Genomic DNA, 14,302 nt, shown 5'->3' with positions numbered 1-14,302 from the left:
GTATGTTAAACGCGTTAAACAGGAGCCTGCATGCTCGGAGTGCGTCTCGACACAGAGTTGGAAGAGCGACTTGCCGCGGTTGCGCGTACGCAGGGCCGCAGTAAGAGCGATATCGCGCGCGAGGCGGTGCGCCGCTATGTCGACCTGCATGACGAGGCATATCGGCGCGAAGCGCGGCGGCAGTCGACGCGCGCCTCCGGACGCGAATCCGCCGACGACAGCGTTTTTTGGCAGGACGCCGCCGCGTGGAAGTGAAGCATGGCGGCATCGTGCTGGTCGACGGCCCCGATGGCGCGCCCCAGAGGCCGTGCGTCGTCGTCCAGTCCGACCTGTTCAACGCCACCCATGCGACGATCACCGTTTGTCCGCTGACCAGCATCATGGGCGGCGAGGCGCTGTTCCGTGTCGCGATGTCGCCACGTGAACACAATGGCCTGACTGCAGAATGCGAGGTGCAGGTCGACCGCGTCACCAGCGTTGCGCGCGACCGGATCGCCGCGGTGATCGGCCACGCCAGCCCCACCCGGATGGAGCAGATCGACCAGGCGCTGCGGCGCTGGCTGATGCTCTAATACCCAGATACGAACCCCAAGGAGCGAACCCCATGACGACCGTCACACCCGCCGTAAAAGCCATCCTCGACAAGTACGAAGCCACCAGCCCCGCGGTAAAGGGCAACCTCGCCCGCATCCTGATGCAGGGCAAGCTTGGCGGCACCGGCAAGCTCGTCATCCTGCCGGTAGACCAAGGCTTCGAGCACGGCCCGGCACGCTCGTTCGCAGTCAATCCCCCCGCCTACGATCCGCACTATCACTATCAGATCGCGGTCGACGCCGGCCTGTCGGCCTATGCCGCGCCGCTCGGTCCGCTCGAAGCGGGGGCGGACACGTTCGCCGGCCAGATCCCGACGATCCTCAAGGTCAACAGCTCGAACAGCTGGGCGACAAGCATCGATCAGGCGGTGACCGCCAGCGTCGGCGACGCCCTGCGCCTCGGCTGCGCGGCGATCGGCTTCACCATCTATCCGGGTTCGGACGGCATTTTCGAACAGATGGAAGAGATTCGCGAACTGTCCGAAGAAGCGAGATCGGTCGGCATCGCCACCGTCATCTGGAGCTATCCGCGCGGTGGCAAGCTGTCGAAGGACGGCGAACTGGCACTCGACGTCGGCGCCTATGCCGCACACATGGCGGCGCTGCTCGGCGCGCACATCATCAAGGTGAAGCTGCCGACCGCGCACATCGAACAGGCCGAAGCCAAGAAGGCCTATGAGGGCACCGACTGGTCGAACCAGGCGGATCGCGTCAAGCACGTCGTCCAGTCGAGCTTCGCCGGCCGTCGCATCGTCGTTTTCTCGGGTGGCGCGGCCAAGGGCAACGATGCGGTCTATCAGGATGCGCGCGACATCCTGGCCGGTGGCGGCAACGGCTCGATCATCGGCCGCAACACCTTCCAGCGCAGCCGCGAGGATGCGCTCGCGATGCTCGAGAAGATCATCGCGATCTACAAGGGTGAAGCGGCCTGATCGATACGACACTGCCCCGGCTTTCGCCGGGGCGGTGTTGGCTGTAGGGGGCAGCAATGACTGAAGACGATCCCCTCGGCCCGCTCGATCCCGCCTTTGCCGAACATTTCCGGCGCAGCGATCGCCGGCCGCCGTGCCAATTGTACCTGATCTCCCCGCTCGACGTGACCGGCGCATTCGCCGACCGGCTGGCGCGGGCGCTCGATGCCGGGCCGGTCGCCGCTTTCCAGTTCCGCATCAAGGACGTGGACCAGCATGCCGCCGCGGCGCTGGCCGAGCCTTTGCAACGGATATGTGCCGACCGGGAGGTCGCGTTCATCGTCAACGACAGTATCGCGCTCGCCAAGCGGCTCGGCGCGGATGGCGTACATCTGGGTCAGGGCGACGGCGATCCGCGCGAGGCGCGCGATAGTCTGGGGCCGGACGTGCAGATCGGCGTGACCTGTCACGACAGCCGTCATCTGGCGATGGAGGCAGGCGAGGGGAGCGCGGATTATGTGGCGTTCGGAGCGTTCTTCCCGACGACGACCAAGACCGTGAAACACCAGCCCGACCTCTCGATCCTGTCGTGGTGGGCATCGATGTTCGAACTGCCCAGCGTCGCGATCGGCGGGATCACGCCGGTCAACGCGCCGCCGCTGGTGGCCGCGGGCGCCGACTTCCTCGCAGTCTGTGGTGCAGTATGGGGCTGCGATGAAGCGGAGGCAGTGAGGGCCTTCGGTGAAGTATTGGGCGGGTGATCGCGTTCCCACTGCAACCACGATGACGGGCCGGCGCGTGTGACGCGGCTGGGCTGGGCCATTCTGATCGGCATGATGCTGGTCATTGCCGCATTCCTGTCGATGACCAGCTTTGGCACCGCGTCTCGCCAGCCCGTCGGTCCGCGCGCCGAGAGCATTGCGCCGTTACCTGCGGACGATGCCGGTATACTTACCATCCCCGTCGCCGGTGTGACCCGTGCGGCGCTCGTCGATAGCTGGAACGATCCTCGCGGCGGCGGCACGCGCGGCCATCATGGCACCGACATCCTCGCGCCCGGCGGCACGCCCGTCCTCGCGGCAGCCTCGGGCACGGTCGAAAAGCTGTTCCAGTCGAATCTCGGCGGAACCACCGTCTACATCCGGTCTGCCGATCGGCTCTGGATTTATTATTACGCACATCTCGCCGGTTATGTGCCGGGTCTGCGAGAAGGACAGAAGGTCAGCATCGGTCAGCAGATCGCTTTCGTCGGTGACACCGGAGATGCCGGACCCGGCAACTATCACCTGCATTTCGGGATGCAGCGGATGCGCCCGCAGCAACGCTGGTACGAGGGAGAGGATGTGAATCCCGACCCGATGCTTGCCGCCCGCGGGTCCACGCGATAAAGGGCGTCGCATCGAGGTGCGCGTGACCCGCGTGCCGCAATCGCTCTTTCCAGCAGGTTCAGACCATGAAGATCAGCGGCGTGGACATCCGTCCCGGCAACATCATCGAATATGAGGGCGGCATCTGGCGCGCCGTCAAGATCCAGCACACGCAGCCCGGCAAGGGCGGGGCGTACATGCAGGTCGAGCTGAAGAACCTGATCGACGGTCGCAAGAACAACGTCCGCTTCCGCTCCGCCGAAAGCGTCGAGCGGGTCCGCCTCGACACCAAGGACTTCCAGTTCCTGTTCCGCGACGGCGAAGCGCTGACGTTCATGGACAAGGACAATTACGAACAGATCACGCTCGACGCCGGCATCCTCGGGGATGCCGCGGCGTTCCTGCAGGACGGCATGGACGTCGTGCTCGAATTGTACGACGAGCGCCCGATCTCGGTCGAACTGCCGAGCACCATCGAGGCGATGATCGTCGAGGCCGATGCAGTCGTGAAGGGTCAGACCGCCTCGTCCAGCTACAAGCCCGCGATCCTCGACAACGGCGTCCGCGTGATGGTGCCGCCGCATATCGGCGCGGGCACGAAGATCGTCGTCGACGTGTACGAACAGACGTACGTCCGCCGCGCGGATTGACCCGTCTATAGCCCCTCCCCCTCGGGGGAGGGGTTGGGGTGGGGCAGTGCGGCGCAGCTGCTGTGTCTCTCCACTCCCGACTCCCCCACCCCAACCCCTCCCCTGAAGGGGAGGGGCTAGAAAGCTGCAAAATGCCCAGCCATTCCGGCCTCTTCACCGTCATCGAACGCGCCGCCCGCAAGGCCGGCACGGCGCTGCGCCGCGACTTCAACGAGGTCCAGCACCTCCAGGTCAGCCGCAAGGGCCCGGCCGACTTCGTGTCGATCGCCGACAAGCGCGCCGAGCAGACGCTGTACGAGGAACTGAGCCGCGCGCGTCCCGACTGGGGCTTCCTGATGGAGGAGGGTGGCGAGGTCGCGGGCGATCCCGACAAACCGCGCTTCATCATCGATCCGCTGGATGGCACGTCCAACTTCCTCCACGGCATCCCGCATTTCGCGATTTCGATCGCGGTCGAGGAGGCGACCCCGGCGGGCAAGCGCGAGATCACGACCGCGCTCGTCTATCAGCCGCTGACCGACGAGAGCTTCTGGGCCGAAAAAGGCCGGGGGGCGTGGCTGACCGACCAGCGTCTGCGCGTGTCGGCCCGCCGGGACATGTCCGAGGCGCTGATCGCCACGGGTATCCCGTTCCTCGGCCACGGCAATTTCGTCGAATGGAGCCGCATTTTCGGTGCGATCGCACCGGAAGTCGCCGGTATTCGCCGTTTCGGCGCGGCATCGCTTGATCTTGCATGGGTCGCGGCAGGGCGTTTCGACGGCTATTGGGAATCGGGCCTCAAACCCTGGGATGTTGCTGCGGGCATGCTGCTCGTGAAAGAGGCGGGCGGCTACGTCACCGACTTCCGCGGCAGCGACCGTGCGATGGAGCGGAACGAGTTCCTCGCTGCGAACGATGGTTTGCACGTCAAGCTGCACAAGCTGGTGGCTGGCGCGCTGCGCTGATCGCCGCCAACTGCTTTCCTCACCCTTCCGGCGCTTCGCGCCTCCCTCCCTCTCCCGACGGGAGAGGGAAGAGACGGCGAAGACGGCGATAGGGTGAGGGCAGGGGCGAGCCGTGTCGGTCATTCACTCTTGCTTAATTGCGAGTGATTCTCACACCCTCCCGGCCTTGCCCGTCCCACCCCACGGGCCTAAAGCGACCCCACATCCTTCGCACTTGCGAGAAGCCCATTGGTCGATCTGTCCCAATACCTGCCAATCCTGCTGTTCCTGGGTGTCGCCCTGGCGCTGTCGAGCACCTTCGTGTTCCTGCCCATGGCCGTCGCCAAGCTGACCGGCACGAACAAGCCCAACGAACAGAAGCTGTCGGAATATGAATGCGGCTTTCCCGCGTTCGAGGATCCGCGCAGCCAGTTCGATGTGCGATTTTATCTGATTGCCATCCTGTTCATCATCTTCGATCTCGAAGCCGCGTTCCTATATCCTTGGGCGGTCTCGGTTTTCAGCATCGGCTGGACCGCATGGATCTCCATGATGATCTTCATCGGCGAATTGGCCCTCGGCCTCGTCTATGCCTGGAAGAAGGGAGCTTTGGATTGGGAGTAGAGGCACACTCCGGTCCCATCGGATTGGTCAATAACCCCGAAGGCACGGCGATCGCGCCGGATCAGGGGTTCTTCGACAGCCTGAATGGTGAACTGACCGACAAGGGCTTCCTCGTCACGTCGACCGAGGAGCTGTTCCAATGGGCGCGAACCGGTTCGCTTTGGTGGATGACGTTCGGCCTGGCATGCTGCGCCGTAGAAATGATCCACGTCAACATGCCACGCTACGACCTCGAACGCTTCGGCGCGGCGCCACGCGCATCGCCGCGGCAGTCGGATGTGATGATCGTCGCGGGTACGCTCTGCAACAAGATGGCGCCGGCGCTCCGCAAGGTTTACGACCAGATGTCGGAGCCGAAGTACGTCATCTCGATGGGTAGCTGCGCCAACGGCGGCGGCTATTACCACTATAGCTATTCGGTGGTGCGCGGCTGCGATCGCGTCGTGCCGGTCGATATCTACGTTCCCGGTTGCCCGCCAACCGCGGAGGCTCTGCTGTACGGCATCATGCAGTTGCAGCGGAAGATTCGCCGTCAGGGGAGCGTCGAACGGTGAGGGCGCCCGCTCCCGCCTATGCGGCGAACCTCAACGGCGAAACGATCGAGGCGGTGCGGATCACGCTCGGCACGGCGTTGATTGACGCCGTCGAACAGGTTGGCGAAGTCGCACTCTACGTCGAGCGCGAGGCTATCGTCGACGCGCTGACCAAGCTGCGCGACACGCCGGGGCTGGAATACCAGCAGCTGATGGAGATCGCCGGCGTCGATTACCCGGAGCGCCCGGAGCGGTTCGAAGTCGTCTATTGCCTGCTGTCGCTGACGCGAAACCATCGCCTGCACGTCCACGTTTCGACCGACGACGTGAAGCCGGTGCCGTCGGTGACTGGCATCTGGCCGGTCGCCGGCTGGCTGGAGCGCGAAGTGTACGACATGTACGGCGTGCTGTTCACCGGCAATGCCGACCTGCGCCGCATCTTGACCGACTACGGTTTCCGCGGCCATCCGCAGCGCAAGGACTTCCCACTCTCCGGCTTCGTCGAGATGCGCTATTCGGAAGAGCAGAAGCGTGTCGTTTATCAGCCCGTCAGTCTGGCGCAGGACTTCCGCAACTTCGACTTCCAGTCTCCTTGGGAGGGTGCGCAATACGTGCTTCCCGGTGACGAAAAGGGCATGCTGCCAGAAGCGAAGGGAGCACCGACGCCGTTGAAGGCTGACGACATCGTCAAGGCCGATGCGACCAAGGCGCCGACCGAAACGCCGAAGGCGGGCAGCGAACCCTACGCGAAGACGACGACCGACAGCACCGCCGACACCGGTGCAGGCAAGGCTGACGCGGGCAACAAGGCCGCTGAGAAGCCCGCCGATGCCGACGTGGTGCCGACCAAGGGTGAAGGACAGAACCAGTGAGCGACTATGTCGACGAACTGATGCACGTCACCGACGCGGGCGATCCGACCACCGGCGACGTTACCATTTCCAATTATACGATCAACTTCGGTCCCCAGCATCCGGCGGCGCACGGCGTGCTGCGGCTGGTGATGGAGCTGGACGGCGAGATCATCGAGCGCATCGATCCGCACGTCGGCCTGCTCCACCGTGGCACCGAAAAGCTGATCGAATACAAGACCTACGCGCAGGCGATCCCCTATTTTGATCGCCTCGATTACTGCTCGCCGATGTGCATGGAGCACACCTTCGTGCTTGCGATCGAGAAGCTGCTGGATATCGAGGTGCCGATCCGCGCCCAGTATCTGCGCGTGTTCTTCGCCGAGCTGACCCGCATTTCGAACCACATGCTCAACCTAGGTTCGCACGTCATGGACGTCGGCGCGATGACGCCGAACCTGTGGCTGTTCGAGATTCGCGAGGATTGCTACAATTTCTTCGAGCGAGCCTCGGGCGCGCGCATGCACCACAACTACATGCGGCCGGGCGGCGTCCATCAGGACGTGCCGCTAAAGCTGCTGACGGACATTGCCGACTGGCTCGACACGCGCCTGCCGCGCCTGTTCGAGGATGCGATCAGCCTCGTCGCTGACAACCGCATCTTCAAGCAGCGCAACGTCGACATCGCGACGGTCAGCCGCGAGGATGCAATCGCCTGGGGCTTCTCCGGCCCGATGATCCGTGCCGCCGGCATCCCATGGGACCTGCGCAAGTCGCAGCCCTACGACGTCTACGATCGCATGGAATTCGACATTCCGGTCGGCACCCGCGGCGACTGCTACGACCGCTTCATGGTGCGCGTCGAGGAGGTCCGCCAGTCAGCGCGGATCATGAAGCAGTGCCTGCGCGACATGCCGGAGGGGCCGATCGCCTCGTCCGACCGCAAGGTCGTCCCGCCCAAGCGCGCCGAGATGAAGCAGTCGATGGAGGCGCTGATCCATCACTTCAAGCTTTATACCGAGGGCTATCACGTCCCCGCCGGCGAAGTGTACGTTGCGACCGAAAGCCCCAAGGGCGAATTCGGCGTGTTCCTCGTCTCCGACGGCTCGAACAAGCCCTACCGCTGCAAGATCCGCCCGACCGCGTTCAGCCACCTGCAGGCGATGGACTTCATGTCCAGAGGCCACATGCTGGCCGACACGACCGCGATCCTCGGCGCGATGGATATCGTTTTTGGTGAATGTGACCGCTGATGGCTGAAGCACCCCGGATCCCCGACGAAGCAGAGACCCGCGCACGCTGGGGCGGCTTCGCCTGGAACGACGACAACCAGCGCAAGGCGAACGAGATCCTCTCGCGCTATCCTGCGGGCCGCGAACAGTCGGCGTCGATCCCGTTCCTCGATCTCGCCCAGCGGCAGGTCGGCGCGGAAACGCATACGCAGGGCTGGTTGCCGGTCCCGGTGATCGAATTCGTCGCGCGCCAGATCGGTGTGCCGTACATGCGCGTGTTCGAGGTCGCGACCTTCTACACGATGTTCAACCTCGCGCCGGTCGGCCGCTATCATGTGCAGGTCTGTGGCACGACGCCATGCATGCTGCGCGGGTCGGACGACGTGCTCGCTGCCTGCAAGAACCGCGGGCTGGTCAAGGGCGGTACGACCCCCGACGGCATGTTCACGCTGACCGAGGTCGAGTGCCTCGGCACCTGCGCCAATGCGCCGATGGTCCAGATCAACGACGACAATTACGAAGACCTCGACTATGACCGCACCGTCGCGGTGCTCGAGGCGCTGGCCAAGGGCGAGCAGCCCAAAACCGGCTCGACGATCGGTCGCCAGACCAGCTGCCCCGAAGGCGGCCCGACGACGCTGACCGCGATGGTCGACGCCAACCACGATTATCGGAGCGAATGGGCCTGATGCTCGCCGACAAGGACCGCATCTTCACCAACGTCTACGGGTTCCAGCCGTGGAACCTCGAAGCGGCGCTGAAGCGTGGCGACTGGGACAATACCAAGGCGCTGATGGCGCTCGGCCAGGACGCGATCATCGACGTGATCAAGGCGTCGGGGCTTCGCGGCCGAGGCGGTGCGGGTTTCCCGACCGGCACCAAATGGTCGTTCATGCCCAAGGAGCCGAAGCCGGACCGGCCGAACTTCCTCGTCATCAACGCCGACGAGTCCGAACCCGGTTCCTGCAAGGACCGCGAGATCATCCGTCACGATCCGCACAAGCTGATCGAGGGTGCGCTGATCGCCGGCTATGCGATGCGCGCGCGTGCCGCCTATATCTACATCCGCGGTGAATATATCCGCGAGGCGGAGACGCTGTTCGCGGCGGTCGCGGAGGCGTACGACCGCGGCCTGATCGGCAAGAACGCCAGCGGTTCGGGTTACGATTTCGACGTTTTCGTCCACCGTGGGGCCGGCGCTTACATCTGCGGCGAAGAAACCGCGATGCTTGAAAGCCTCGAGGGCAAGAAGGGCCAGCCACGCCTCAAGCCGCCGTTCCCGGCGGGTGCAGGCCTCTATGGCTGCCCGACGACGGTAAACAACGTCGAATCGATCGCGGTCGCGCCGACGATCCTGCGGCGTGGTGCTTCGTGGTTCTCCAGCTTCGGCCGCGAGAACAACAAGGGAACCAAGCTCTACCAGATCAGCGGTCACGTGAACAAACCCTGCGTCGTCGAGGACGAAATGGGTCTGACATTCCGCGAACTGATCGAGACGCATTGCGGCGGCATCCGCGGCGGCTGGGACAACCTGCTCGCGGTGATCCCGGGCGGGTCGTCGGTGCCGCTCGTGCCGGCCAAGGACATCATCGACGCGCCGATGGACTTCGACGGCCTGAAGGCGGTCGGTTCCGGCCTCGGCACCGCAGCGGTCATCGTCATGGACAAGTCGACCGACATCGTCCGCGCGATCAGCCGCATCTCGTATTTCTACAAGCACGAGAGCTGCGGCCAGTGCACGCCGTGCCGCGAAGGCACCGGCTGGATGTGGCGCGTGATGGAGCGGCTGCGCACCGGCGATGCCGACATCGCCGAGATCGATACGCTGCATCAGGTGACCAAGCAGGTCGAGGGCCACACCATCTGCGCGCTCGGCGATGCCGCGGCATGGCCGATCCAGGGTCTCATCAAACATTTCCGCCCCGAACTGGAGCGCCGGATCATCGAACGTAGCGGCGGCGATCTGACGCCGATGCAGGAAGCTGCTGAATAATGCCCAAGCTGAAGGTAGACGGGATCGAGGTCGAGGTGCCGCAGGGCGCAACAGTCCTCCAGGCGTGCGAAGCCGCGGGTAAGGAAATCCCGCGCTTCTGCTATCACGAACGGCTGTCGATCGCGGGCAATTGCCGCATGTGCCTCGTCGAGGTGAAGCCGGGGCCGCCGAAGCCGCAGGCGTCGTGCGCGCTCCCCGCCGCGGACAATCAGGAGGTCTTCACCACCAGCCCGATGGTGAAGAACGCGCGCGAAGGCGTGATGGAATTCCTGCTGATCAACCACCCGCTCGATTGCCCGATCTGCGATCAGGGCGGCGAATGCGACTTGCAGGACCAGTCGATGGCCTATGGCAAGGGCCATAGCCGCTACACCGAGAACAAGCGCGCGGTCACCGAGAAATATATGGGGCCGATCGTCAAGACGATCATGACCCGCTGCATCCAGTGTACCCGCTGCGTCCGCTTCGCCGAGGAAGTCGCCGGGGTCGAGGAAATCGGCGCCATCTATCGCGGTGAGGACATGCAGATCACGTCCTATCTCGAACAGGCCGTTACCAGCGAACTCAGCGGCAACGTCGTCGACCTGTGTCCGGTCGGCGCGCTGACGTCCAAGCCCTACGCCTATGAAGCGCGTCCGTGGGAGCTCAAGAAGACGCTCACCATCGACGTGCAGGACGCGGTCGGCACCAACATCCGCCTCGACAGCCGCGGCCGTCAGGTGCTGCGCTGCGTTCCCCGCATCAACGAGGACGTCAATGAGGAGTGGGCGACCGACAAGAGCCGCCATCACGTCGATGGGCTGGTGCGTCGCCGTCTCGATCGCCCGTACGTGCGCCGCGACGGCAAGCTCGCACCTGTAAGCTGGGATGAGGCATTCGGCGTCATCAAGGCGAAGGTCGGTGCCGCCGGTTCGAACGTCGCTGCTGTCGCCGGCGATCTCGTCGATTGCGAGACGATGTATGCAGCCAAGGCGCTGCTCGCGAAGCTCGGCTCGTCACTGCTCGAAGGGCGGCAGACGGGGATGGACTACGATACGTCCAGCCTCGGTGCGGTGAACTTCAACACCACGATCGCCGGCGTCGAAGAGGCGGACGCGATCCTGCTGGTCGGAACCAACCTGCGCTGGGAAGCGCCGCTTGTGAACACCCGCATCCGCAAGGCGATCAAGAAGGGCGCGAAGGTCCTCGCGATCGGCCCGGAAACCGAGCTGACCTACAAGGTCGAATGGCTGGGTGCGGACCTGTCGATCCTCGGCAACCTGCCCGAAGCGGCTACCAAGCTGTTCACGGGTGCCAAGAAGCCGATGGTGATCGTCGGCGGAGGCGCTTTGAAGGGCGGCCATGGTGCCGCGCTTGCGTTCGCCAAGCAGTTCAACCTCGTTCGTGAAGGCTGGAACGGCTTCAACGTCGTCCACATGGCCGCAAGCCGCATGGGTGGACTGATGCTCGGCTATGCGCAGAAAGGCGGCATCGCCGATCTCGCGAACGCCGGCGTGACCTTCTTCCTCGGCGCAGATGAGGTCGACTTCGATAACTTCGGCGGCTTCAAGGTCTATGTCGGCCACCATGGCGACAGGGCCGCACACCATGCCGACGTGATCCTGCCGGGCTCCACCTATGCCGAGAAGTCCGGCACCTGGGTGAACCTGGAAGGCCGCGTGCAGCGTGGCGAGCGCGCGGTGTTCCCGCCGGGCGACGCCCGCGAGGATTGGGCGATCTTCCGCGCCATGTCCGACGCTCTCGGCCATACCCTGCCGTTCGACAGCCTCGCCGGCCTGCGCGAGGCGATGGGAACCGAGGTGCCGGCGCTGCGCACGCCCGGTCTCGCCACGTTCGAATGGAACCCGCCTGTGCTCGACGCAGCGGGGCAGGGGAGCCTGTCGGGCTATCCGATCAAGGATTTCTATCTGACCAACGCCATCTGCCGCGCATCGCCGACGATGCAGCGCTGCTCGGCCGAACTGGTCCATGGCGAGACGTTCGCGGAGGCCGCGGAGTGACCGACTTCTTCAATTCCACCGTCGGCATGTCGTACGAATGGGCGTGGTTCACCGCGACCATCGTCGGCATCCTCGTCATCGCACTACCGCTGATGCTGGCGGTTGCGATGATCATCTACGCCGATCGCAAGATCTGGGCGGCGATGGCGCTGCGCCGCGGCCCCAACGTCGTCGGGCCGTTCGGCCTGCTCCAGTCGTTCGCCGACGGCCTGAAGGTGTTCCTTCAGGAGACGATCATCCCGTCCGCCGCCAACCGCGGCCTGTTCCTGATGGCGCCCATCATCACCTTCACGGTCGCGCTGATCGTCTGGGCAGTGGTGCCGTTCGCCGAGGGCGCGGTGCTCGCCGACATCAACGTCGGCCTGCTCTACGTGCTCGCGGCGTCGTCGCTCGGCGTCTACGGCATCATCCTGTCGGGCTGGGCGTCGAACTCGAAGTACCCCTTCTATTCCGCGCTGCGCGCCGCGGCGCAGATGGTCAGCTACGAAGTTGCCCTCGGCTTCGTGCTCATCACCGTCGTGCTGTGGGCGGGAACGTTCAACCTGTCCGCGATCGTGATGGCGCAGAAGGCGATCTATCCGTGGCTTCCGGTCAACGGCTTCGGCTTCAACCCGCTGCTGTTCCCGATGAGCATCGTCTTTCTGATCTCCGGCATGGCGGAAACCGGTCGCGCGCCGTTCGATCTGACCGAGGCCGAATCGGAACTCGTCGCCGGCTACCAGACCGAATACAGCTCGATGAGCTTCGCGCTCTTCTGGCTCGGCGAATATGCCAACGTGCTGCTGATGTGTGCGCTGAACGCGACGCTCTTCTGGGGCGGATGGCTGCCGCCGATCGACTGGGCACCGCTCTATTACGTGCCAGGCATCATCTGGCTGTTCGCGAAGATCCTGTTCTTCTTCTTCGTCTTCAGCTGGGTGAAAGCAACCGTTCCCCGGTATCGCTACGACCAGCTGATGCGGCTGGGGTGGAAGATATTCCTGCCGCTGTCGCTGTTCTGGGTATTTCTCGTGTCGGGTGTGCTGATGCTGATGCGCGTGGGCCTGCCCGGATGAGCGGCGTGTCGAACTGGCTGATCGCCCGTGGCCTCCGGCCGCAGGCGTTGCGTGACCGGGCGCTGGCAGGCGTCGGTATCGGGTTGTTGGTCGTGATGATCGACCGAGTAGTAGGATTTGGATCTTGAGCGTCGCACAGATCGTCAAGTCGTTCACCTTGTGGGAATTCGTGAAGGCGCACGCCCTCACGCTGAAGTATTTCTTCAAGCCCAAGGCGACGATCAACTATCCCTACGAACGCAACCCGATCAGCCCGCGGTTCCGCGGCGAGCACGTGTTGCGCCGCTATCCCAATGGCGAGGAACGCTGCATCGCATGCAAGCTGTGCGAGGCGGTATGCCCGGCGCAGGCGATCACGATCGAGGCCGAACCGCGCGACGACGGCAGCCGCCGCACGACGCGCTACGATATCGACATGACCAAGTGCATCTACTGCGGCCTGTGTCAGGAAGCGTGCCCGGTCGATGCGATCGTCGAGGGGCCGAACTACGAATTCTCGACCGAAACGCGGGAAGAGCTGATCTACGACAAGGCAAAGCTGCTCGATAACGGCGACCGCTGGGAAAGCGCAATCGCGGCGAACCTTGCCGCCGATGCGCCCTACCGTTAATGCGCGCCGCACTCGATTCCGGGCTTAGGGGGCCGACCCAATCGTGATCCAGGCAATTGCCTTCTATTTGTTCGCCATCGTGGTGATCGGATCCGGCGCGATGACGATCTCGTCGCGCAATCCGGTGCATTCGGTGATGTGGCTGATCCTCGCGTTCTTCAACGCGGCGGGACTGATGGTGCTCGTCGGTGCCGAGTTCATCGCGATGCTGCTCGTCATCGTCTACGTCGGCGCGGTCGCGGTGCTGTTCCTGTTCGTCGTCATGATGCTCGATATCGAGGTCGCGCAACTGCGCGCCGGCTTTGCGCAATATGCCGCGCTGGGCCTTGCGCTCGCGGTGGCGCTCGCCGCTGAAATCTTGATCGGCATCGGCGCCTGGAACGCCGGCGGACTCAAGATCAGCCAGCGGATCGCGCCGATCGACAGCGCCGTCCCGAACATCCAGGCGATGGGGACGTTGCTCTACACGCGCTATCTGTTTGTGTTCGAGGCGGCGGGCTTTGTCCTGCTCGTCGCGATGATCGGCGCGATCGTGCTGACGCATCGGCAGCGTGGCGGAGTGCGCGCCCAGTCGCCGTTCCGCCAGATCGGCCGCCGTCCAGAGGATGCGACGCGCAACGTCCAGCCGCCGATCGGCCAGGGGGTCCAGCTGTGATCGGTCTTACCCATTACCTCGTCGTCGCGGCGATCCTGTTCACGATGGGCGTGCTCGGCATCTTCCTGAACCGGAAGAATCTGATCGTCATTCTGATGGCGATCGAGCTGATCCTGCTCGCGGTGAACCTCAACCTCGTCGCCTTCTCGGCGTACCTGCATGATCTGGTCGGGCAGATCTTCGCGATGTTCGTGCTGACGGTGGCCGCCGGCGAAGCGGCGATCGGACTCGCGATCCTCGTCATCTACTTCCGTGGCCGCGGCACGATCGCGGTCGACGACGTCAATCGGATGAAGGGCTAAATA

Annotated in this window: 18 protein-coding genes; all 18 read left to right on the top strand. The window is 64.3% G+C overall.

The features are described 5' to 3' along the window. Window positions 1–30: 30 nt before the first annotated feature. The 18 genes from NF699_04770 (at window position 31) to nuoK (ending at window position 14,299) form a co-directional block, all read left to right on the top strand. Window positions 31–255, top strand: coding sequence for a ribbon-helix-helix domain-containing protein (locus NF699_04770; protein ID USU05997.1), 225 nt, complete (start codon window positions 31–33; stop codon window positions 253–255). Further along, on the top strand, window positions 246–572 hold the full coding sequence (locus NF699_04765; GenBank protein ID USU05996.1) for a type II toxin-antitoxin system PemK/MazF family toxin: 327 nt from the start codon (window positions 246–248) through the stop codon (window positions 570–572). The genes NF699_04770 and NF699_04765 overlap by 10 nt, the downstream gene beginning before the upstream one ends. 32 nt (window positions 573–604) lie before the next feature. Next, window positions 605–1,525, top strand: a complete 921-nt coding sequence (locus NF699_04760) for a class I fructose-bisphosphate aldolase (GenBank protein ID USU05995.1) — start codon at window positions 605–607, stop codon at window positions 1,523–1,525. Window positions 1,526–1,581: 56 nt separating this feature from the next. Beyond that, window positions 1,582–2,265 (top strand): thiamine phosphate synthase, encoded by a 684-nt coding sequence (gene thiE, locus NF699_04755; protein USU05994.1) that lies wholly within the window; start codon window positions 1,582–1,584, stop codon window positions 2,263–2,265. 39 nt (window positions 2,266–2,304) lie between these two features. Further along, complete coding sequence (locus NF699_04750; GenBank protein USU05993.1) at window positions 2,305–2,892, top strand: M23 family metallopeptidase; 588 nt, start codon at window positions 2,305–2,307, stop codon at window positions 2,890–2,892. A gap of 65 nt (window positions 2,893–2,957) precedes the next feature. Continuing rightward, window positions 2,958–3,521 carry an elongation factor P gene (efp, locus tag NF699_04745; protein ID USU05992.1) on the top strand — a complete coding sequence of 188 codons (564 nt, stop codon included), beginning with the start codon at window positions 2,958–2,960 and terminating at the stop codon, window positions 3,519–3,521. 131 nt (window positions 3,522–3,652) lie between these two features. Beyond that, on the top strand, window positions 3,653–4,465 hold the full coding sequence (locus NF699_04740; GenBank protein ID USU05991.1) for an inositol monophosphatase: 813 nt from the start codon (window positions 3,653–3,655) through the stop codon (window positions 4,463–4,465). Window positions 4,466–4,693: 228 nt separating this feature from the next. Beyond that, window positions 4,694–5,068: an NADH-quinone oxidoreductase subunit A gene (locus NF699_04735; protein ID USU05990.1), complete on the top strand. Its 375-nt coding sequence runs from the start codon at window positions 4,694–4,696 to the stop codon at window positions 5,066–5,068. 80 nt (window positions 5,069–5,148) lie between these two features. Then, window positions 5,149–5,622 carry an NADH-quinone oxidoreductase subunit B gene (locus NF699_04730; protein USU07003.1) on the top strand — a complete coding sequence of 158 codons (474 nt, stop codon included), beginning with the start codon at window positions 5,149–5,151 and terminating at the stop codon, window positions 5,620–5,622. Further along, window positions 5,619–6,473: an NADH-quinone oxidoreductase subunit C gene (locus NF699_04725; protein ID USU05989.1), complete on the top strand. Its 855-nt coding sequence runs from the start codon at window positions 5,619–5,621 to the stop codon at window positions 6,471–6,473. The genes NF699_04730 and NF699_04725 overlap by 4 nt, the downstream gene beginning before the upstream one ends. Continuing rightward, window positions 6,470–7,705: an NADH-quinone oxidoreductase subunit D gene (locus tag NF699_04720; protein USU05988.1), complete on the top strand. Its 1,236-nt coding sequence runs from the start codon at window positions 6,470–6,472 to the stop codon at window positions 7,703–7,705. The genes NF699_04725 and NF699_04720 overlap by 4 nt, the downstream gene beginning before the upstream one ends. Beyond that, on the top strand, window positions 7,705–8,373 hold the full coding sequence (locus NF699_04715) for an NAD(P)H-dependent oxidoreductase subunit E (GenBank protein USU05987.1): 669 nt from the start codon (window positions 7,705–7,707) through the stop codon (window positions 8,371–8,373). Before NF699_04720 ends, NF699_04715 begins: the two co-directional genes overlap by 1 nt. Further along, entirely contained in the window at window positions 8,373–9,677 is a 1,305-nt protein-coding gene (gene nuoF / locus NF699_04710; protein ID USU07002.1) for an NADH-quinone oxidoreductase subunit NuoF, read from the top strand. The genes NF699_04715 and nuoF overlap by 1 nt, the downstream gene beginning before the upstream one ends. Continuing rightward, a complete protein-coding gene (nuoG, locus tag NF699_04705; protein USU05986.1) occupies window positions 9,677–11,677 on the top strand; it encodes an NADH-quinone oxidoreductase subunit NuoG in 2,001 nt (666 codons plus the stop codon). Before nuoF ends, nuoG begins: the two co-directional genes overlap by 1 nt. A gap of 26 nt (window positions 11,678–11,703) precedes the next feature. Next, on the top strand, window positions 11,704–12,732 hold the full coding sequence (nuoH, locus tag NF699_04700; protein USU07001.1) for an NADH-quinone oxidoreductase subunit NuoH: 1,029 nt from the start codon (window positions 11,704–11,706) through the stop codon (window positions 12,730–12,732). A gap of 124 nt (window positions 12,733–12,856) precedes the next feature. Beyond that, on the top strand, window positions 12,857–13,342 hold the full coding sequence (gene nuoI, locus NF699_04695; GenBank protein USU05985.1) for an NADH-quinone oxidoreductase subunit NuoI: 486 nt from the start codon (window positions 12,857–12,859) through the stop codon (window positions 13,340–13,342). Between the two features lie 43 nt (window positions 13,343–13,385). Next, a complete protein-coding gene (locus tag NF699_04690) occupies window positions 13,386–13,997 on the top strand; it encodes an NADH-quinone oxidoreductase subunit J (GenBank protein USU05984.1) in 612 nt (203 codons plus the stop codon). Beyond that, complete coding sequence (gene nuoK, locus NF699_04685) at window positions 13,994–14,299, top strand: NADH-quinone oxidoreductase subunit NuoK (GenBank protein USU05983.1); 306 nt, start codon at window positions 13,994–13,996, stop codon at window positions 14,297–14,299. The genes NF699_04690 and nuoK overlap by 4 nt, the downstream gene beginning before the upstream one ends. The last annotated feature ends 3 nt before the right edge of the window (window positions 14,300–14,302 follow it).

It is taken from the genome of Sphingomonadaceae bacterium OTU29LAMAA1 (genome assembly GCA_024072375.1).
Classification (GTDB): Bacteria; Pseudomonadota; Alphaproteobacteria; order Sphingomonadales; family Sphingomonadaceae; genus Sphingomonas.
This window is presented reverse-complemented; position numbering and strand designations above follow the sequence as displayed.

Excerpts from the sequence above, each read along its gene's own strand:
- NF699_04770 (USU05997.1), top strand. The coding sequence starts at position 31 with ATGCTCGGAGTGCGTCTCGACACAGAGTTGGAAGAGCGACTTGCCGCG.
- NF699_04760 (USU05995.1), top strand. The coding sequence starts at position 605 with ATGACGACCGTCACACCCGCCGTAAAAGCCATCCTCGACAAGTACGAA.
- thiE (USU05994.1), top strand. The coding sequence starts at position 1,582 with ATGACTGAAGACGATCCCCTCGGCCCGCTCGATCCCGCCTTTGCCGAA.
- efp (USU05992.1), top strand. The coding sequence starts at position 2,958 with ATGAAGATCAGCGGCGTGGACATCCGTCCCGGCAACATCATCGAATAT.
- NF699_04740 (USU05991.1), top strand. The coding sequence starts at position 3,653 with ATGCCCAGCCATTCCGGCCTCTTCACCGTCATCGAACGCGCCGCCCGC.
- NF699_04715 (USU05987.1), top strand. The coding sequence starts at position 7,705 with ATGGCTGAAGCACCCCGGATCCCCGACGAAGCAGAGACCCGCGCACGC.
- nuoF (USU07002.1), top strand. The coding sequence starts at position 8,373 with ATGCTCGCCGACAAGGACCGCATCTTCACCAACGTCTACGGGTTCCAG.
- nuoG (USU05986.1), top strand. The coding sequence starts at position 9,677 with ATGCCCAAGCTGAAGGTAGACGGGATCGAGGTCGAGGTGCCGCAGGGC.
- nuoH (USU07001.1), top strand. The coding sequence starts at position 11,704 with ATGTCGTACGAATGGGCGTGGTTCACCGCGACCATCGTCGGCATCCTC.